Below are 21,395 nucleotides of genomic sequence, written 5' to 3' on the forward strand. Positions count from 1 at the left end.
TGTTTTTTAACAACTAACAAAAATGGTATCTATAAATTTAGCAACAATTCAAATAACCCAAACTACATGAAAAAACTATTTTTCCTACTCTTTTTCTTGTCGCTAACCTTTTCTTATGCGCAAGACTATTTCCCTACGGATGCAGGAGTAAAAACAACAGAAAACACCTTAACGGCATTTACAAATGCTATCATTTATGAAACCCCAAAAAAAGTAATTAAAAATGGGACTTTACTAATAGAAAATGGCAAAGTATTGGCTATTGGAAAATCTGTAAAAATTCCAAAAAATGCAAAAATCATTGATTTAGAGGGTAAAACAATCTACCCTTCTTTTATAGATGTGTATTCTAATTTCGGAATCAATAAACCTAAAAGAGCAAGTAGCAACTCTAGATCAACACAATACGAACCTTCTAGAGAAGGCTATTATTGGAACGATCATATTAGACCAGACGTAAATCCTTTAAAAGATTTTTCTTTTGATGGTAAAAAAGCAAAAGAATTAATTGCTGCTGGTTTTGGTGTAGTAAATACGCACATGGAAGACGGTATTGTTAGAGGAAACGGAATATTGGTTGCTTTAAACCCTAATTCTTCTGATGCATACAGAATTTTAGATACCAAGTCAGCACAATATTTATCGTTCTCTAAAAGTGCTGCTTCTAGTCAAGCTTATCCTGGTTCTAAAATGGGTGCTATGGCATTGTTAAGACAAACCTATAATGATGCTTCTTGGTATGCAGACGGAAATATGCAGAATAAAGATTTAGCATTAGAAGCTTTAAATAAGAACAAAAACTTAGTTCAAATTTTTAAAACTGATAACCTTTTAGATGCATTTAGAGCAGATAAGGTAGGAGATGAATTTGGAATTCAATACACCATTGTTGGATCTGGAGAAGAATATGAAAGAATTACTGATGTTAAAAACACAAATGCAAATTTTATAATTCCGATTAATTTTAGCAATGCATACGATGTTTCTAATCCGCTTTTGGCGCAACAAATATCTCTAAGAGATATGCGTAAATGGAATCAAGAACCATCAAATTTAAAAGTATTAGCAGAAAACAATGTAAACTTTGCAATTACCACAAATGGTTTAAAATCTGTAAAAACATTTCATACAAACCTACAGAAGGCCATAAAATATGGTTTTGATAAAGAAAAAGCGCTAGAAGCTCTTACAACAATACCTGCAAGCATCATTGGTAACAACCTAGTTGGTAATTTAACTGAAGGTAGTTATGCCAATTTTATCATTACTTCTGGCGATGTTTTTGATGCCGAAACAACCTTATATGAAAATTGGGTGCAAGGCGGTAAAAATGTAGTAAACAGCATGTCTATAAAAGACATTACAGGTGAGTACATGCTTTCTGTAAATGGCCAAAATTATTCAATGTCTGTTTCAGGAAAAGGAGCTAAACAAACTGCAGCCATTCAATTAGGAGATCAAAAAATTAAGTCTAAATTTTCTTTTAAAGATGATTGGATTGCGATTACTTTAAACGAAGATAGTGGCTACACAAGGTTAATGGGGCAAACTATTAACAATGCTTCTGTTTTAGAAGGAATAGCCTATGATACAAAAGGAAATGAAACTTCTTGGTCTGCAAGTAAAAAAGTAGCTAAAGATTCTGAAAAGAAAAAACAAAAAGAAACCAAACAAACTCCAGTTGTTGTACTTCCGGTTAGTTATCCAAACCTTGGTTTTGGAAATATAAAGGTACCAGAAACTGAAACGATTTTAATAAAAAACACAACTGTTTGGACTAGTGAAGACGCAGGTATATTAAAAAACACAGATGTACTTTTAAAAGATGGAAAGATAGCAGCCATCGGTAAAAATTTAAAATCAAGAAATGCTACCGAAATTGACGGAACAGGCAAACATTTAACTGCTGGTATTGTAGACGAACATTCACACATTGCAACATCTGCAGTAAATGAATGGGCTCAAAACTCTACAGCAGAAGTAACCATAGAAGATGTAATAGATCCGAACGATATTAATATTTATAGAAATCTTTCTGGTGGTACTACTACATCACAAATATTACATGGTTCTGCAAACCCAATTGGTGGACGTTCTGCAATTATCAAACTAAAATGGGGAGAAAATGCAGAAAATATGATTTATGACAATTCGCCTAAATTTATAAAGTTTGCTTTAGGAGAAAATGTAAAACAGTCTAGATATGAGAATGGTACTCGTTTTCCACAAACCAGAATGGGTGTAGAACAATTGTTTATAGATTATTTTACAAGAGCCAAAGCCTATGATGCTGTTAAAAAAAGTGGCAAACCCTACAGAAAGGATGACGAAATGGAAACCTTGGCGGAAATTTTAAACGGAGAACGTTTTATTTCTTGTCACTCTTATGTTCAATCAGAAATTAATATGTTAATGAAGGTTGCAGATAAAATGGGCTTTAAAGTAAACACGTTTACACATATTTTAGAAGGCTATAAAGTAGCAGATAAAATGGCGGCTCATGGTGTTGGAGGTTCTACTTTTTCTGATTGGTGGGCATACAAATACGAAGTAAATGATGCCATTCCTTACAATGCTGCAATTATGCACAATGCGGGTGTAACTGTTGCTATTAATTCTGATGATAGAGAAATGTCTAGAAGATTAAACCAAGAAGCAGCTAAAACTATAAAATATGGAGGTATGTCTGAGTTAGAAGCTTGGAAAACAGTAACCATTAACCCTGCAAAGTTATTGCATATAGACGACAGGGTTGGTAGTATAAAAGAAGGTAAAGATGCTGATGTAGTGTTGTGGAGCCATCATCCGATGTCTATTTATGCAAAAGTTGAAAAAACAATTGTAGAAGGTAGTATTTTTTTTGACAGAATAGAAGATCAGAAAAAACGTGTTGCAATTCAACAAGAAAAAAGTACTTTAATTACAATGATGTTGAATGAAAAATTGAATGGCGGAAAAACAAAACCACCAATGAAAAGAGAAGACAGAAACTTTGAATGTGATACTTTAGAAGAACTTAAAAACTAATAACCATGAAAAAAACATTATATAGTTTGCTATTTTTCTTCTTAGTAGGAAATAGTATAGCGCAGCAAACACCAGCAGATACACAAACAATGCCATTTTCTATTGAAGGTGCAACAGCACATTTAGGAAACGGAAAAGTAATAGAGAACTCATTAATTATATTTAGTGATGGGAAACTTACGTTTGTAGGCTCTGCAATGAATAAAATTGCAAGACAAGGCACCATTATTGATGCCAAAAACAAACACGTATATCCTGGATTTATTGCTACCAATGCCACTTTAGGTTTGGTAGAAATAGATGCCGTAAAAGCAAGTGATGATGAAGATGAAATTGGTCCAGTAAATCCGCATATTAGAAGTATTATTGCCTACAATGCAGAAAGTAAGGTAGTAGAATCTATGCGTCCGAATGGTGTTTTAATGGCACAAATTACTCCAAGAGGCGGTATTATTTCAGGTACTTCTTCTGTTGTACAATTAGATGCTTGGAACTGGGAAGATGCAGCCATAAAAACAGATGACGGAATTCATATGAATTGGCCAGGAAGTTTTAAGCGTGGTAGATGGTGGTTGGGTGAAGATCCGGCAATGAAACCAGACACAAAATATGCCGAAAACATCCAAGAGATAAAAGGTTATTTAGAAAATGCTAAATTGTATCTATCAAACACCAATGTAGAAAAACATCTACCATACGAAGCTACTGCTGGCTTGTTTGATGGTTCTAAAAGATTGTATGTACATGTAGATGGTTTAAAAGAAATAACAGATGCAGTAACCATTGCAAAACAATTAGGAGTTAAAAAAGTTACCATTGTAAGAGCTGCAGAAGCAGATAAAGTAACAGAGCTATTAAAAAAGCACAATGTTTCTGTTATAATAAACAGACCTCATAGAAATCCTGATAATGAAGATGATGCTTATGATGCTTCTTATACAATTGCAAAAACATTAAATGATGCCGGTATTGTGGTAAGTGTTGGTATGGAAGGGCAAATGGAGCGTATGAATACTAGAAATATTCCGTTTTACGCTGGTACTTTTGCCGCTCACGGTTTAGAAAAAGAAGAAGCTGTAAAATTAATTACCCTAAATGCAGCTAAAATAATTGGTATAGATGCTTTTGCAGGTTCTTTGGAAGTTGGTAAAGATGCTACCCTATTTATTTCTGAAGGAGATGCATTAGAAATGACAGGAAACATTTTAACAGATGCATTTATTCAAGGAAGAAAAATTAGTTTAGAAACGCACCAAACAAAATTATGGAAACGTTATTCTAATAAATACAAGTCTAAGTAAATGTATTGAAAATAAAAGTAAAGGCTCGCTATTTGCGAGCCTTTACTTTTTAAATGAAATAGACAGACAGTTAATACATGTTGTTAGTAGTAAAAAACACCAACAATTAGGTATATTTGTGCTAATGAAAGAAATTACAAGCACGCAGAACCCTTACATTAAAGACCTTTTAAAACTGCAGGAAAAAGCAAGAGAACGCAAAAAAAAAGGACTTTTTATTATTGAAGGAAAAAGAGAAATATCACTCGCAGTAACTGCAAATTATGTTTTTGATACTGTACTTTTTGTCCCAGATTTAATTACTGAACAAGAACTCTTAGCATTGTTTAACGAAAACGTAAATCGTATTGTAATTTCTAAAGAAGTCTATCAAAAAGTTGCTTATAGAGATTCTACGGAAGGCATTATTGCAGTTACAAAAACCAAAAACTTTGCACTAGATCAAATCGTGTTTAACAACAAAAAACCATTAGTTTTAGTTGCAGAAGGCATTGAAAAACCTGGAAACCTTGGAGCACTTTTAAGAACTGCAGACGCAGCAAATGCAGATGCGGTATTTATTGCAAATCCAAAAACAGACGTTTACAATACAAATATTATTAGATCTAGCGTAGGATGTGTATTTACCAATCAAATCGGCATTGGCACATCAGAAGAAATTGTAACCTTTTTACATGCAAACAATATCGCTATGTTTGCTACTACCTTGCAAAACTCAAATCCCTATTTTAAAGAAGATTATACCAAGGCAACTGCTATTGTAGTTGGTACAGAAGCAACAGGTTTAACTACTATTTTTAGAGAAAAAGCAACTCAAAATATAAACATACCAATGCAAGGCAAAATAGATTCTATGAATGTATCTGTTGCTGCAGCTATTGTTTTGTTTGAAGCAAAAAGACAACGCGGTTTTTAAACAAAACCCAAACAATAGTCGTATTATTTTCGCGAAAAATTGTAAATTGTATGCGAACACCTCATATAAAGTAACGTAGAGAAAATGAAAATGTTAGGAATAGATATTGGTGGTTCTGGTATAAAAGGAGCCATTGTAAATACAAAGACAGGAGCTTTATTGTCTGATAGATTTAGAATAGAAACACCAAAACCTGCTACACCAGAAGCTGTTGCCAAAGTAATACAAGAAATGGTTACTCATTTTAATTGGAAAAAAGCTGTGGGTTGTAGTTTTCCTACTACAATTGTAGATGGTAAATGCATACATTCAGGAAATTTAAGCGAAAAATGGCTACATGTAAAAGTAGACAAGTTGTTTAAAAAAGAATGCAACTTACCTTTTTACATTAGCAATGATGCAGATTTAGCTGGTTTGGCTGAAGTTAGTTTAGGAGCTGCAAAAAAAGAAAAAGGAGTTGTAATTGTAATTACAATTGGCACAGGCATTGGTTCTGGCTTATTTTATAATGGTAAATTAATTCCGAATCTAGAAATAGGTAAAATGCTACATTCAAACGGTAAAATTATTGAGCTTTATACTGCAGATTCTGTAAGAAAAAAAGAAGGTTTAAAATTGGCGGAATGGGCAAAAAGATTTGACAATCTTTTAGAATATATTAGAGTTGTGTACACACCCAGTTTAATTGTGTTAGGTGGTGGTATTAGTAAAAAATTCGATAATTTTAAACAACACCTAACCACAGATGTAAAAGTAAAAGTTGCTAAATTTAAAAACAATGCAGGCATTATTGGTGCTGCAATGCATGCTGCTAATAATTCTAAAAAGTAATTTTATCTAAAATTAGATTACACCCTTCATTTAGCTATAAATATTTTTAAATGATAATCTTTGTAAGTTATCATTCTTATTGTTAATTTCACTTTATCATATACTAACAAACATTTCACTTGAATTACACAGCAACAATAGAAGAAGAAAACAAGGAAATAGCAAATCGATACAAAGATTTACTGAAAGGCACCTATGAGATTTTATCAAAGGAAGATAAAGAACTGATAAGAAAAGCCTTCGATATTGCTGTAGATGCACATGCAGATCAACGAAGAAAAACAGGAGAACCATATATATATCATCCTATTGCTGTTGCCAAAATAGTAGCATATGAAATAGGTTTAGATGCAGTCTCTATTGCATCTGCACTTTTACATGATGTTGTAGAAGATACCTCCTACACCATTGAAGATATGGAGCGTTTATTTGGTGAAACGATTGCTAAAATTGTCAATGGTTTAACCAAAATTTCAAGACTAAATAAAGAACAAGACGCATCTATACAAGCCGAAAATTTTAGAAAAATGCTTTTGACATTAAATGATGATGTTCGAGTTATCTTGATAAAAATTGCAGATCGGCTTCATAACATGCAGACCATGGATGCCATGCCTGCATATAAACAAGTTAAAATAGCCTCTGAAACCCTTTATATTTATGCTCCTTTAGCACATAGACTTGGGTTGTATAATATTAAAACATCTTTAGAGGATTTAGGTTTAAAATATACAGAACCAGAAGCATATTACGGAATTTTAAGTAAAATTAAAGAAAGTAAAGAAGATCAAAATAAATACCTAGCTAGTTTCGAAGAAACTTTAAAAGCAGGCTTAGATAAAGAAAATTTTGATTACGAAATAAAAGGACGATTTAAATCTATTTATTCTATTAGAAGAAAGATGATTCGTCAGAATGTAACTTTTGATGAAGTATATGACAAATATGCCATTCGAATTATTTACAATACAAAATCGAATGATGATAAATTTGATGCTTGGAAAATTTATACCATTGTAACCGATTACTTTAAACCCAATCCCTCTCGATTAAGAGATTGGATTTCTCAACCAAAATCTACAGGGTATGAAGCCCTACATATAACAGTTGTAGGACCTGGCTCTGAATGGGTTGAAGTTCAGATTCGTTCTAATAGAATGAATGAAATAGCAGAAAAAGGGTATGCAGCTCATTTTAAATACAAACAAGTTGCCAGTAATGAAAATGGTCTAGAAGATTGGCTAAATAAGCTTAAAGAAACCTTAGAAACTCAATCTTTAAATGCTGTAGATTTTGTAGAGAATTTTAAATTAAACCTATATTCTAAAGAAATTTATGTTTTTACACCTAAAGGGGATTTAAAATCTTTACCTAAAAATGCAACAGCATTAGATTTTGCTTTTTCGATACATACAGATGTTGGTTTAAAATGTAGAGGAGCTAAAGTAAACGGAAAGTTAATGCCTTTAAGTCATCAACTTAAGAGTGGTGATCAGATAGAAGTAATTACTACAACCAATAATAAACCTAACTCTAGATGGTTAGATTTTGTAATAACCGCAAGAGCTAAAGCAAAAATTAGAACCGCATTAAAAGAAGAAGAAAAAGCTATTTCTATTGAAGGAAAAGCAATTTTATTAAGAAAATTGCGTCATCTAAAAATTACTTTTAATGAAAAAGTAACCAATGAATTGGTTAATTACTTTAAGTTAAAAACAAGTTTCGATCTATTTTTTAGAATTGGTAATGGCGCAATAGACAACACACATTTAAAGGCATTTGTATCGCAACGAAATAGTAAGTTGATAAATTTCTTTAAAACAAAATTAAGAAAAAATACGGCTGTTAAAGAAGTAATTGACACCGAAGAAGTAAATTTTAAGTATGACGATTTAGTTTTTGGTAGAGAAGAAGAAAAATTAGACTATAAATTTTCTAAGTGCTGTAATGCAATACCAGGAGATAAAGTTTTTGGTTTTTTAACTATAAATGACGGAATTAAGGTTCATAAAACGAATTGTCCGAATGCAATTTCTTTACAATCTAATTATGCTTACAGAATCATGCAAGCAAAATGGATAGACTCTACAAAACAGGATTTTAAAGTTATCATACATATTTCTGGAGTTGATAACCAAGGTATGGCAAATGACGTTACAAAAACAATTTCTAACAATATGGGAGTTTTTATTCACAGTATTAACATTGCAGGTAACGAAGGTGTTTTTGATGGAAAAATATCTATAAGTGTTAAAAACAGTACTCAGTTAGACAAATTGATTAAAAGCCTTTCTAAGATAGAAGGAATGAAAAAAGTAGAACGTGTTAATACTTTGTAAATATCATTTGATAAAAGTATTTTTTAATTCAGAAATAACTGTAAATTTGTTTTTTTGTAAAATCATTTATAAATGAGTAATTCTCTTGAAAATCAAGAAATAGTAAAAAAAGTTTTCACTAGCTATTTAGAAGAAAAAAAGCATAGAAAAACACCCGAACGTTACGCTATACTTCAAGAAATTTATGTAGCCGATGAACATTTTGATATCGAATCTCTTTATATCAAAATGAAAAATAAAAACTACCGCGTTAGTAGGGCTACACTCTACAATACAATTGACTTACTTTTAGATTGTGGATTGGTTAGAAAACACCAATTTGATGGACAATCGATGGCTCGATATGAAAAAAGTTATTTTGATAAAAATCACGATCATGTAATATTTACAGATTCTGGAGATGTAAAAGAGTTTTGCGACCCTAGAATTCAAATTATCAAAAAAACAATTGAAGAAATTTTTGATATCGACATACATAGCCATTCGCTATATTTTTACGGAACAAAAAAAAACACAACAGAAAATAACAACACAACAGAAAATAACAACTAATGGCTGTAGATTTATTATTAGGATTACAATGGGGAGATGAAGGAAAAGGAAAAATTGTAGACGTACTTACAAAAAATTATGACATCATTGCACGTTTTCAGGGCGGGCCAAATGCAGGTCATACTTTAATTTTTGATGGTCGTAAACATGTTTTACATACAATACCTTCCGGAATTTTTCATAAAACAGCTTTAAATGTTGTTGGTAACGGTGTTGTAATAGACCCTGTTATCTTTAAAAAAGAATTAGAAAACTTAGACAAACATAAAATTGATTATACTTCTAAATTACTAATTTCTAGAAAAGCACATTTAATTTTACCAACACACCGTTTGTTAGATGCCGCTTCTGAAACCTCTAAAGGTAAAGCAAAAATTGGCTCTACATTAAAAGGAATTGGTCCAACGTACATGGATAAAACCGGAAGAAATGGAATGCGTGTTGGAGATTTAGAATTAGAGAATTGGAAAGATAAGTATGATGCTTTAACTGCAAAGCACATTAAAATGCTTGAATTTTTTGATGTACAAGTTGAATATGATTTAAAAGAGTTAGAAGCAGAATTTTGTAGAGGAATTGATAAATTAAGAACGCTTAAGTTTATTGATAGTGAAGAATTTTTGAATCAAGCTATAAAAGATAAAAAAACAATTTTAGCAGAAGGTGCTCAAGGTTCTTTATTAGACATCGATTTTGGTACTTATCCATTTGTTACATCATCTAACACTACTGCGGCAGGTGCTTGTACAGGTTTGGGTGTTGCACCAAATAGAATTGGCGAAGTTTTTGGTATTTTTAAAGCCTATACAACTCGTGTTGGTTCTGGCCCCTTCCCTACTGAGCTGTTTGATAAAGATGGTGAAGACATGGCAAGAATTGGTCATGAATTTGGAGCTACAACAGGAAGACCAAGAAGATGTGGTTGGCTAGATTTAGTTGCCCTAAAATATGCCGTAGATGTAAATGGGGTTACACAGTTAATGATGATGAAAGGTGATGTTTTATCAGGCTTTGATACTTTAAAAGTTTGTACTACTTACAACTATAAAGGAGAAGAAATCAGTCATCTTCCTTATAATATAGAACCAGAAAATGTAACAGTTAATTATACTGAATTTAAAGGTTGGGATGAAGATTTAACAAAAATGACATCAGCAGAACAACTGCCTAAAAACTTATTAGATTACGTTGCTTTTATTGAAAAGGAAACAGGTGTACCTGTATCAATTGTTTCTGTAGGACCAGACAGAAAACAAACAATAATTAGATAAATACTACTTACAACAAATAATAAACGCCTTTTAAGAATTTTAAAAGGCGTTTTTTATATAACTATTTTAAAATTATTTATTTGCCGTTGGTTTGTTTGAAAATAAAGACATTACTACATACAAGGTAATAATTAATGGTATAGAAACATATTTTAAAAAAAATACTAGTAAAAACGAAGCTAAAATAAATATGTATTTAACAAGGTTATTTTTTAAAGTATAGTCTTTAAATTTTAGAGAAAATAAAGGGATTTCAGCGTTCATCAAATAAGTCAATAAAAAGGTTATACCAATTAAAAAATAATTATTTGAAATTAAATTTTGAACCATTATAATTGTGGTATGCTCTTGAATTAGAGGTAAAGAAATTACAAATAAACTCATCGCTGGTGTTGGTAAGCCAATAAAAGAGTCTGTCTGTCTTGTGTCTATATTAAATTTTGCCAGTCTATAACAAGCACCTAAAGTTAATAGTAAACCAATAATTTGAATAGAACTACTATTAAAAGTAAACCAGTCGTTTGTTACTGTATTCTCTGCAAAAGAGCCAGAATTGCTGTTGTTTGCTATTAAATAAAACATAATAATTCCTGGTACTACCCCACTAGTTACCATGTCTGCCAAAGAATCTAATTGTTTACCTAGCTCACCAGAAACATTTAAAAGTCTTGCTGCAAAACCATCAAAAAAATCTAACAAAATACCAATAAGCACAAATAATCCTGCAGCAACAAAGTTGTTTTGAACCGCAAATATTGTAGCAATTGTACCGCATAAAAGATTTCCTAATGTAATTAAATTCGGAATGTGTTTTTTTAGTGTCATATCTATTAATTGAACAGCGAAAATAAGAAATCCTATTTTGCTAGTTTTCAATAAACTGTTTTTTTTATCAATTAAAAAAAAAATCGTTACTTAGAGCACATCAAACACATACAATGCCCATATTAAAAACAAGCTTCTCGCCTACTTTGCCCTTTAAAAATGGTTATTTTAACACAATATATAGGCCATTATTTATGAAAGATAAAGCCGTTTATAGTAGAAAAAGAATCACTACCTGGGATGGAGATTTTATAGATTTAGATTTCTCTATAGTTGGCTCTAAAACCCTTGTTTTATTAATACATGGTTTAGAAGGCAGTTCTAACTCTAGGTACATGGCCTCTACAAGCAACCATTTAAATAAAATTGGTTTTGATACGGTTTGTTTTAATTTAAGAGGGTGTTCTGGCGAAGATAATTTATTACTATCTACTTACCACAGTGGTAAAACTGATGATGTAGATTTTATTGTTAAAAATTTAATTGAAAATTATACTTATAAGAATATTATTATAGTTGGTTTTAGCTTGGGCGGAAATTTGACTTTAAAATACATTGGAGAACAAGGAAATAAAATTTCACCTATAGTAAAAGGTGCTATTGCTATTTCTGTTCCGATAGATATTACTTCTGCTGAAAAAGAAATGGATAAATTTAAAAACAAATTTTATATAGAAATGTTTTTTAAAACCATGAAAAACAAACTAATTGAAAAAGCTGCAAAATTCCCTACTTATAATTTAGACAAAGAAAAGTTATCAAAAGCTACTAAATTTAAACATCTAGAATATTTATATACTGTTCCTGTATTTGGTTTTAAAAACCCCGAAGATTATTGGCAACAAGCAAGTGCAAAGCCTTATTTAAATACTATTGCAAGACCAACACTATTAATTAATTCTAAAGACGATACTTTTTTATCAAAAGAATGTTTTCCATATCAAGAAGCAAAAAATTCTAATTATTTCTTTTTTGAAGCAACTAAATATGGTGGGCATGTCGGTTTTATGTCTTCGTTTGTTACCGAAGAAAATAATTGGTTAGAAAAGCGAATAGAAAGGTTTATTATAGAAAACATTTTAATATGATTTGTTGTCACAATAATTTTAAAAAACAAGTGTTAATTAAAGAAGGATTTTAGATATTTGTTCTGATAATTAATTGATTTTGAAACATAAAAAATTTTTTTTCTTATTGTTACTTCCTACTCTTTTAAATGCACAAGCATTTAGAGGGTATTCGAACGAGTTTTTGTCAATTGGTGTAGATGCTGCTGGTTTAGGAATGAGTAAAAGTGTGGTAGCAACCACAAATGATGTAAATTCAACTTACTGGAATCCTGCGGGTTTGGTAGGTATCGAAGACTATCAAGGTTCTTTAATGCATACTTCTTATTTTGCAGGTATTGCTAGCTATAATCATGCTGCTTTTGCAATGCCAATAGACAAACAAAGTGCTGTTGGAGTTTCTATTATTCGTTTTGGGGTTGATGATATATTAAATACAACAACATTAATTGATAATGATGGAAATATCAATTTTGATAGAATTAGCCTTTTTTCTTCTGTAGATTATGCTTTTAATATTGCTTATGCTAGAAACTTAATTTTAAAAGATATTAAGTTTGGTGTCAATACAAAGATCATTAGAAGAATTATAGGCGATTTTGCGTCTTCTTGGGGTTTTGGTTTTGATGTTGGAATTCAGTTTGAACGTAATTCTTGGAAGTTTGGTGTAATGGCAAGAGATATAACAACTACATTTAATAGTTGGTCTATTAATGAAAATGCTTTTAATACGATTAAAGATGCTATTCCGGGCGAAAATCAAGAATTACCAGAAACAACAGAACTTACCAAACCTAAAGTACAATTAGGTATTGCCAAATCATGGAATATTGGACGTTCATTTAATCTTTTATCTGAAGTAAATGCTAATATTCGTTTCACAAAAACTAATGATTTATTTTCATCAGAAGCGTTTAGTATAGATCCTGCAATCGGATTTCAAATTGACTATGAGTCTCTTGTTTATCTAAGAACAGGCGTTGGTAACTTTCAATATATTACCGATTTTAATGACACAAAATCACTATCATTACAGCCAAATTTTGGTGTAGGTTTTAATTATAACGGAATTAAAATTGATTATGCTTTAACTAATATAGGAAGTATTGGAAATGCTTTATATTCTAATATTTTCTCTGTTACAGTAGATTTTAGTTACTTTAGGCAATAATTTATGAATATCAGATCTTTACTATTAATCCTTTGTTTTTTTACTTTTAACTCTATAACAGCACAAGCTAAGCTTTCTGTTTATTCAGAAATTAGTATCTTAACTGTAGGTCCCGGAGAAGATTTACACGTCGCCTTTGGTCATTCTGCAATTAGAGTTAAAGACCCTGTATTGAATCTAGATTTAGTTTACAATTATGGTGTTTTTGACTTTGATGCCCCAAACTTTTTAATAAATTTTGCTAATGGAAATATGATTTATAGTCTTGCTCGCTATGATTTTAAATATTTTTTAGCAAGCTATAAAAACGAAAAACGTTGGGTTAAACAACAAACGTTAAACTTAAATCAACAAGAAAAACAAGCATATTTCTTATTTTTAGAAAACAACGCACTCCCAAAAAATAAAAATTATCAGTACGACCCGTATTTTAATAACTGTGCCACCAAACTAAGAGATATTACAACCTCTATTTTAAAAGAAAAAGTTGTCTTTTTTGATAATAATAAAGCAACAAATACTAGTTTTAGAAAGTTAACAAACAACGAGTTATTATCTAATTCTTGGAGTTCTTTTGGATTAAATTTAATTGCAGGTACAAAATTAGATAGAAAAACAACCTTAGACGAGCAGTTGTTTTTACCAGATTATGTTTATAAATCGTTTAAGGAAGCTAAATTATTTCGAAAAAACCAACCAGAAGAATTGGTTAAAAAAGAAACAATCTTATTGAATTTTGAAGAAAAGAAAGCGGAAATAATTTTATTTAATCCACTATTTTGTTTTACTCTTTTCCTCCTTTTTACAATTTACATTACTTATCAAAATTTAAAAAAGAAGAAAAGATCTACATGGTTCGATTTCATTTTGTTCTTTATACCTGGTTTAATAGGAAGTATTTTATTGTATTTATGGCTATTTTCTAGCCATTCTACTGCACCTAATAATTTTAATGTTTTTTGGGCTTTTCCAATAAACCTTATTGTTGCTTTTTTGATGTTAAAAAAAGAAGTTTCTAGATGGATTAAAATGTATGTACTTTTTTTAATAGTTTTTCTGTTCGTTCTTATGTTAATTTGGATACAAGAAATACAAGTGTTTCCGTTTGTAATTATACCTTTATTAATATCATTATTAATTAGATATACTTACTTAAAAGGAAATCTATTGACCTTTTTTAAGTAAAACTGTTGTAAATGTTTTAATTAGAATTTTAAAATCTAAGAAAGTTGTTCTTTCCTTAATATAATATAAATCATAGCGTAATTTTATTTCTTGTTCTTCTACCGAATTTGCATACGGATAATTAACTTGTGCCCAACCTGTTAATCCGGGTCTTATTATGTTTCTAATAGTGTAAAAAGGGATTTCTTTTGCCAGTTCTTTTACAAATTCTGGTCTTTCTGGTCTTGGGCCAATAATACTCATATCGCCTTTAATAATATTAAAAAATTGTGGTAATTCATCAATTCTTGTATCTCGTAAAAACTTACCAAAATAGGTAATTCGAACATCATTTTTACTTGCCCAAATAGCAGTGCCATTTTCGGCATTTGGCACCATAGTTCTAAATTTATATATAGTAAATAATTCACCACTCATTCCCATTCTTTTTTGAGTATAAAATAACGGTCCTTTGTTAAAAAATAGATTGCATATAAATACAATTGGAGTTACTAATAGCATTACACTTAAGCCAAATAAAGAAGACACTAAATCTAAGGTTCTTAAAATAAAAAGATAAAACCGATTGCTATTATTTTGATTTAAGCTTATAAACTTATAAAAATTTTCATTTAAATATTCTTTGGGTACTCTTTGGTATATTTCTTCATAAAAATTTTCAAAACTTTTAATTTCAATTCCCTTCTCAAAAAAGAATAATAAATCTTTATCTATGCTATTTACAATGCTTAAGGGAAAACCACCTGTACAAACTACTATTTCGTAATTATTATGATTGTTAGCCAAAGTAGAAAGTTTTACTTCTTCAATAGAACTAAATCCCTTAACGTCATTAATTTCTTTATCTGATAAATAGGCTTTTAAATTGTGAATATTGTTTTTGTTAATCGCTTTAAGAATTGCACTAATTTTATCGGACTTACCTACAAAAATTATATTTTTAAACTTTTCAGGTGAAAAAAACATCCATAAGTAGAGAAAACGCCATAAAAATACTGGAATGCTAAGAATTAGAAAAAAGTAAATAATTTGTAATCTATTAGAAGGAAGATCAGGTGTTAAAAATGGGGTAATTACATAAGTAATTGTTGTAAAGTAAGAAGTTAAAATGATACTTCTAAAAATATCATATCTATTATTTAGTATTTTAGGGTTGTATAATTGAAATACTTCTCCGATGATTAGGTAATAAATAGTTAATAAAACAGCCCAATAAAAAATATATTGTTTATTAAAATTAAAGTATGTAAAATCTAAATAAGTAAATGAAATATTTAATCCTAAAAGAATTAATGTGATATCAACAACCCTTAAAAGTGATATTCTTTCGTAAATATTATATTTTTTCTTATTAATATTCAAAGTACATTATTGTGTGTATTTTTATAAACAGCCATAAAGATAATTATTATAATATTGAATATTCTAAAATGGTTACTAAAAAAATAATTTATTAATTACATTACATAAAGTATAGTAACTAGCTCTAAAGAATGAAAATTTTTCAACTTCATAAAATAATTTAAAATTCCATTTAATCATTTCTATTTTATTATTAGAAATTGAGTTATTAGTTTTGCGATAAGAAGCATAAATACCTCTCATTCCAGATGCATGACTATACTTTTTTAAAATAAATAACCATAAACCATAATCTTGTCTTTTTCTTATATTTGGCATATATATTTTACCTATAATATCTTTGTTATACATAGCTGTCAGACATCCTATCTTATTAGAGTACAACATTTTTTTATAAGTCATCTTTGAATCACAATATATCGGTTTTTCAATTTCTATACTATTTGCATTCATAATTTTGTAGGAAGTATATGATAGTGGTAATTTATTATCTAGCATAAATTTTAACTGATGTTCTAGCTTAGATGGTATCCATAGATCATCACTGTCTAAAAAAGCAATAAAATTACCTTTAGAAAGTTCAATAGCCTTATTTCTAGCTATTGCAGTACCTGAGTTGTTTTTTAATTGATGAACTTTAATACGTAAATCTTTTTTTGCGTAAGAATTAATTATTTGTAAACTATTATCAGTTGACAAATCATCTACTATAATTAATTCCCAATTTTTAAATGTTTGATTAACAACACTCTCAATAGTTTCAGCTATAAAATTTTCTGAATTAAAACATGGTGTAATTATAGATACTAAATTGTTTGACATTTATAAAGTTAAATAAGATTTTATCAACTGTGTTTTACCTGAAACAGCACTTTTTATAGATGTTACTTCTATAAATTCTATATAAAATTCTTCATTTGCTATGTGCTTTTGAAGTTTCCTTTTAATGTTAGCAAGTATATTATTTTCAAAATTATCAGCAGGTATGTATTCTATTAATATCCCACTTTTATCCTTTTGAATTATTTTGAACTGTTTGATTTCTACTATATATTCAAATATGCCAGTGAATGAGTGTACTACCATTTTTCTATTATCTGGTAAAATTACAATATCAGTATTTCTACCAACAACCTTTTCTAATAATGGAAAATTATATTTTCTCTTTTTGGGGTAATGTTCTTTGGGTAACTTTATAGCCAAATCTCCTATTTTATACCTTATTAATGGCATATTGTAATTATCTAACCTCGTTACTACTACATTTCCAATTTCACCATCTTTCACCTCATTATCATTGTCATCTAACAATTCTAAATAAACCTGTGGAGAATATTGATACATGTATTTTAAGTCATATTGAAAACCAATTTGAAAACCTTCAGAAGTACCATACATTTCATAAATTTCACATTTTAATGCTTTTTTAATATTCAATTTATATTTTGATAGCATTGCATCACCAATACCTATAAATCTTGCTATTGAAAGATCTAAATCATTTTCTAAAATATAACTTGCTATTATATTTACTGAAGAAGGATACCCTATAATTGTATATAATTTATTTTTATTCAGCTTTTTACATATAGTTTGTAACTGTTTTTCTGTTAATGAAAATGCCGATATATACATTGTGCCAAAGAATATATCTTTTAATTTTTTTAATAAACTTCTTTTTGGTGAAATTCCTGTTTGTAAAACAGGCATACCAATTTTATATCCACACAATTCCCATAAATGAAATTGAAGAGCTTGAAGTGATGTTAAGTCTTTAATATTCATAAAAACAGTGGTACTCTCTCCTGTAGAACCACTACTCGATATTTTTGTTGATTTTTCTTTTGAGTTAGAAATCAAAATATTGGGGTTAACCTTTAAATCAGTTTTAGTTAAAATAGGAAATTTAAGTAACATCTCTTCTATTGTATCGTTATCTGAAAGAAGAATATCTTTATATTTTATTATATTTTCATTGGCAAACTGTAATTTCTTCTTTAAAGCTTTTTTTTGATAATCCTCTAGATCTTTTTGTGAAAAATCTTTAAATTTTCTCCAAAAACGTAAACTTTTTATAAAGTTGCCTTTAAAAACAATATCTCCAAATGGAAGAATAAACCTCATTAAAATTAAATTCCTAAGCATCCTTTAATATTTTATGCCATTTAGTCTTTAAATTTTTCCATTTAAAGCTTTCTACCTTTTTCCTAGCATTATAAATTATTTGCTTGTTTTCATTTTTCAATAAAAGTATAACAGCGTTATAAAACATTTTTGAATTATTTTTTTCTACCAACAGCGCATCTTTTTTATTTTCTAATAAGTAAGGAATTCCACCAACATTAGTACTAATTACAGGTAAGCCCAAAGCCATTGCTTCCATTACGCTAACTGGCGTGTTATCAAAGTCTGTCGTATTCAAAAAAATATCAAAATCTTCAGATTTCTTATGCCATTCTTCTTTTAAAAGTACACCTGTAAATTCGATTGAATCTTCTAAATTATACTTTTTCACTAACGATAAACATTGATTATATGAACTATCTACAAAAGGGCCTATCATGCATAATTTTGCGCTTTTGTATTTACTTTTAACCTCTTTAAATACTTTTATGGCTAACGTTGGATTGTAAATATGTTTAAAGGCTCTGACCCAAAGTAATTTTGGAGCTAATACGTCTCTTTTCTTAAATTGATATTTTTCAACTTCTAAAATATTGGGTATTAAATCTGTTATAAAACCATGTTTTTCAAATTCAATTTTTAAATAATTTGATGGAGCAATATTTTTATAAGAGTTTTTAAAAATTAATTTAGAAAGCCATTTAGAATTAGAAATTCTATACGGTAAGTTACCTCCATGTAAAATTGTAATGTATTTAACTGAATATATTCTTGCCAGTTGTGAAATTATAAATGCATAATAAAAATTATATGTGCTATAGGTATCAATTAAAATATAATTCACCTTTCTCTTATTTTTAAAAAAAGAGAATACCATATCTAAGATTCTTAATACTTTATTTTGTTTAGAAGAGGATTTGTAAACAATATATCCTTCTTTCTCTAAAAGATCAGATAAAACTGTATATGTAGAATTATACTTTGTCTTCTTTGTTAAATTATTACCAATATATAGAACTTTTATTTTTTTCATTTAATCTTCGATATTGGTGATTTTGATTAAACTTAAAGCGTAAATAAAGCCTGGCATAGCAATTCGCATTGCAGAATGGTTTATTGTTAGAAACCATATGAGATAAAAACACCCAATAAATGCTTTTTGAAAATTGTTACTTTTACTCATTATTAATATGGGGATCGTTAACAACATAATTAAAAGAGATAAACCAATAAAACCATGCTCTTCGATTAACCTACCTACTTCGTTATGAGAAGTTGTACTTATGTTTTCTGCTATCTTTTCTCGTTCAAATTTACCATTTCCAACACCTATACCTAAAGGGTTATTAAAAAAATTAATTACTTGAACTTCAAAAATAGCTATTCTTCCTGTAGAAATATCTTTCTTCTGAACGCCTAAAGCATTTTGACCTGCATATCTATTATCTAACATGCCTCCGGTAACTTCAGAAGTGTAAATCCAAATTGCAAATATAAAAAAGAGTATTATAGATATATATTTTAATAATAATTTACCTGAAATCTTCTTATATAAAAAAAAGAAAAAAAGAAAAAACAGTAAACTAATAACTGCAGTAAATATACCTCCTCTAGAGAAAGTTAGTAAACCTCTGTAAATGAAATAAGTTAAAATACAAAAATCTAATAACAAAAAACCAGAAAGTTTTTCTTTTGAAACAATAAAAATAGTTATAATTACAACACCTAAACCAATAGCAGTAGCTACTTGATTTGGTCCAAACCCTCCTGATGTTTCAAAATTTGCAGAAGTACCAAATATTATTTCAGATAATTCTGGAGTTCTAAAATATAGAAATGTAATAGTAGATATTAGAGGTAACAACATAAAAAATAATATGTTGTATAATTCTTTTTTACTTACGGGTCTATGATAAAAATATATTGCTGAAATACCCAAAAGAACCGGACCACTTAAATTAAAAACTATAGAGTTTCTTATTGATTGACCTTCTGGCACTTGAGTGAAAACTATACCTAATAATAATAGCAATATGTATAAGATATAATGAATTGAAAATTTTTGTTTAAAATGCCCAACAAAAACACCAATCATTAAAAGAATAATTACGTAGTATTTTCCAGTCTCATAAAAAAAATAACCTTTAGTCATTCTTAAAAACACTTCTGAACCTACAATATATGCGGCAAAAACCCCAGCTTCTTCATTTATGTTTTTTCTTTTTACTATATAAAATATGAATACTAATATTGAAAAAGAACTATATACTAATGGGAAATAAGAAAATGTAGCCAGAATACCGATTAAAATGTGGGCTATTATCCAGTATATTTTTTTATTACTTATTTTATTGTTCAAGAGGTATAGATTTTTAATAATTTTTTAAAGAATATATCTTTAGAATATTTTTCAGTTATATTCTTTTGATGATTCTTTCCAAAATAAATTCTTTTTTCTTTTGATAATATTAACTCTTCTAATGCCAATGCTAACTGTAAACTATTTTCTCTATCTACTATTAATCCAGATTTTTGATGTTTAACGATTTTTTTACATTCGCCAACGTCAGTAACTACGACTGGTAATTTAGCCAAACCATATTCTAAAATAGAAATAGGTAAACCTTCATTTTTTGATTGTAAAACACCTATATTAGATTGTAAAAGTATGTTTTTTATGTCTCTTTGTAAATCATAAATAAAAACATTATAGTCTAACTTATTTGATGTTATAAATTGTTTTATTTTTTTTGAATAATTATCATTATAATCTTTACCAACTAAATGTAACGTCCAATTAGGATATTTAGCATAGTTTATATAAAATGCTTTTAATAGATTAATATGGTCTTTTTCAGGTCTTAATGCTGCAAGACAAACAATCTTATTTCCAATTTTACCCCGTAATATTGTTTTCTTACTAGTATCAACAAATTCAGGAAAATTATTTAGTTTAATTGAATTTTTATGATTTAACTTGTTTAGTGACCACGTATTTAAATCTTCATTTACACAAATAATTTTACTATAAATAAAACTAAACCATTTTATAAAAATAAATTTCAAACCTTTTAAATTAACATAATCTCCAGTGTGATTATGCCAAATAAAATTAACATTTTTAATAAAAAAACTAAAACAAAAAATAAAGAAAATTGAGGTATTATGGGTGTGAATAATTTCAATTTTATGCTCCTTTACGTATCTCTTTAATTTTTTAATAGCTTTAATTTCGATACTTTTTTTCCTATTCAGGTATATATAACCGACACTCGAATTAATATTTTCTTTTAATTCCCCTTCAACTCTAGTTACACAAATATGAGAGTCAATCTTTTTTTCTGATAGACCATTTGCAATGTTAACTGCTAATACTTCAGCCCCACCTATACTTAAAGAATCTATAACTTGTAATACTCTCATT

General features: G+C 28.9%; 17 protein-coding genes. 10 read left to right on the forward strand and 7 right to left on the reverse strand.

The genetic code is table 11. The annotated features are described in order from the left end of the window. Positions 1-66 precede the first annotated feature (66 nt). The 7 genes from Q0678_RS01530 (at position 67) to Q0678_RS01560 (ending at position 10,237) form a co-directional block, all read left to right on the forward strand. On the forward strand, positions 67-3,027 hold the full coding sequence (locus Q0678_RS01530) for an amidohydrolase family protein (RefSeq protein ID WP_299052926.1): 2,961 nt from the start codon (positions 67-69) through the stop codon (positions 3,025-3,027). 5 nt (positions 3,028-3,032) lie between these two features. After that, entirely contained in the window at positions 3,033-4,328 is a 1,296-nt protein-coding gene (locus Q0678_RS01535) for an amidohydrolase family protein (protein ID WP_299052928.1), read from the forward strand. Positions 4,329-4,452: 124 nt separating this feature from the next. Then, positions 4,453-5,244 carry an RNA methyltransferase gene (locus Q0678_RS01540; RefSeq protein WP_299052930.1) on the forward strand — a complete coding sequence of 264 codons (792 nt, stop codon included), beginning with the start codon at positions 4,453-4,455 and terminating at the stop codon, positions 5,242-5,244. A gap of 84 nt (positions 5,245-5,328) precedes the next feature. Continuing rightward, on the forward strand, positions 5,329-6,075 hold the full coding sequence (ppgK, locus tag Q0678_RS01545) for a polyphosphate--glucose phosphotransferase (protein ID WP_299052932.1): 747 nt from the start codon (positions 5,329-5,331) through the stop codon (positions 6,073-6,075). Between the two features lie 119 nt (positions 6,076-6,194). Then, on the forward strand, positions 6,195-8,414 hold the full coding sequence (locus Q0678_RS01550; RefSeq protein WP_299052934.1) for a RelA/SpoT family protein: 2,220 nt from the start codon (positions 6,195-6,197) through the stop codon (positions 8,412-8,414). A 72-nt stretch (positions 8,415-8,486) separates the two neighbouring features. Beyond that, a complete protein-coding gene (locus Q0678_RS01555; RefSeq protein WP_299052937.1) occupies positions 8,487-8,966 on the forward strand; it encodes a Fur family transcriptional regulator in 480 nt (159 codons plus the stop codon). Then, a complete protein-coding gene (locus tag Q0678_RS01560; RefSeq protein ID WP_299052940.1) occupies positions 8,966-10,237 on the forward strand; it encodes an adenylosuccinate synthase in 1,272 nt (423 codons plus the stop codon). Before Q0678_RS01555 ends, Q0678_RS01560 begins: the two co-directional genes overlap by 1 nt. Before the next feature lie 72 nt (positions 10,238-10,309). Here Q0678_RS01560 and Q0678_RS01565 read toward each other — a convergent pair whose 3' ends face one another. After that, complete coding sequence (locus Q0678_RS01565) at positions 10,310-11,062, reverse strand: CDP-alcohol phosphatidyltransferase family protein (RefSeq protein ID WP_299053756.1); 753 nt, start codon at positions 11,060-11,062, stop codon at positions 10,310-10,312. Between the two features lie 113 nt (positions 11,063-11,175). Between Q0678_RS01565 and Q0678_RS01570 the strand changes: the two genes are divergently transcribed. The 3 genes from Q0678_RS01570 (at position 11,176) to Q0678_RS01580 (ending at position 14,485) form a co-directional block, all read left to right on the forward strand. Further along, entirely contained in the window at positions 11,176-12,150 is a 975-nt protein-coding gene (locus Q0678_RS01570; RefSeq protein WP_299052942.1) for an alpha/beta fold hydrolase, read from the forward strand. A 106-nt stretch (positions 12,151-12,256) separates the two neighbouring features. After that, positions 12,257-13,300 carry a PorV/PorQ family protein gene (locus Q0678_RS01575; RefSeq protein ID WP_299052944.1) on the forward strand — a complete coding sequence of 348 codons (1,044 nt, stop codon included), beginning with the start codon at positions 12,257-12,259 and terminating at the stop codon, positions 13,298-13,300. Positions 13,301-13,303: 3 nt separating this feature from the next. Beyond that, positions 13,304-14,485: a DUF4105 domain-containing protein gene (locus Q0678_RS01580; protein ID WP_299052946.1), complete on the forward strand. Its 1,182-nt coding sequence runs from the start codon at positions 13,304-13,306 to the stop codon at positions 14,483-14,485. On the opposite strand, the gene Q0678_RS01585 is transcribed toward Q0678_RS01580, so the two are convergent. The 6 genes from Q0678_RS01585 to Q0678_RS01610 all read right to left on the reverse strand — a co-directional run bounded on the left by Q0678_RS01585 (position 14,465) and on the right by Q0678_RS01610 (position 21,394). Then, on the reverse strand, positions 14,465-15,847 hold the full coding sequence (locus Q0678_RS01585; RefSeq protein WP_299052948.1) for an exopolysaccharide biosynthesis polyprenyl glycosylphosphotransferase: 1,383 nt from the start codon (positions 15,845-15,847) through the stop codon (positions 14,465-14,467). The two genes, Q0678_RS01580 and Q0678_RS01585, sit on opposite strands and share 21 nt — an antisense overlap. Before the next feature lie 75 nt (positions 15,848-15,922). Beyond that, a complete protein-coding gene (locus tag Q0678_RS01590) occupies positions 15,923-16,669 on the reverse strand; it encodes a glycosyltransferase family 2 protein (RefSeq protein WP_299052950.1) in 747 nt (248 codons plus the stop codon). After that, positions 16,670-17,992, reverse strand: coding sequence for a hypothetical protein (locus Q0678_RS01595; protein ID WP_299052952.1), 1,323 nt, complete (start codon positions 17,990-17,992; stop codon positions 16,670-16,672). After that, a complete protein-coding gene (locus tag Q0678_RS01600; RefSeq protein ID WP_299052954.1) occupies positions 17,985-19,004 on the reverse strand; it encodes a glycosyltransferase family 4 protein in 1,020 nt (339 codons plus the stop codon). The genes Q0678_RS01595 and Q0678_RS01600 overlap by 8 nt, the downstream gene beginning before the upstream one ends. Beyond that, a complete protein-coding gene (locus Q0678_RS01605; protein ID WP_299052956.1) occupies positions 19,005-20,330 on the reverse strand; it encodes an O-antigen ligase family protein in 1,326 nt (441 codons plus the stop codon). It abuts the gene before it with no gap. Further along, entirely contained in the window at positions 20,327-21,394 is a 1,068-nt protein-coding gene (locus tag Q0678_RS01610) for a glycosyltransferase (RefSeq protein WP_299052958.1), read from the reverse strand. The genes Q0678_RS01605 and Q0678_RS01610 overlap by 4 nt, the downstream gene beginning before the upstream one ends. Position 21,395 lies beyond the last annotated feature (1 nt).

The sequence above is a fragment of the uncultured Polaribacter sp. genome (genome assembly GCF_947497125.1).
Lineage (GTDB): Bacteria > Bacteroidota > Bacteroidia > Flavobacteriales > Flavobacteriaceae > Polaribacter.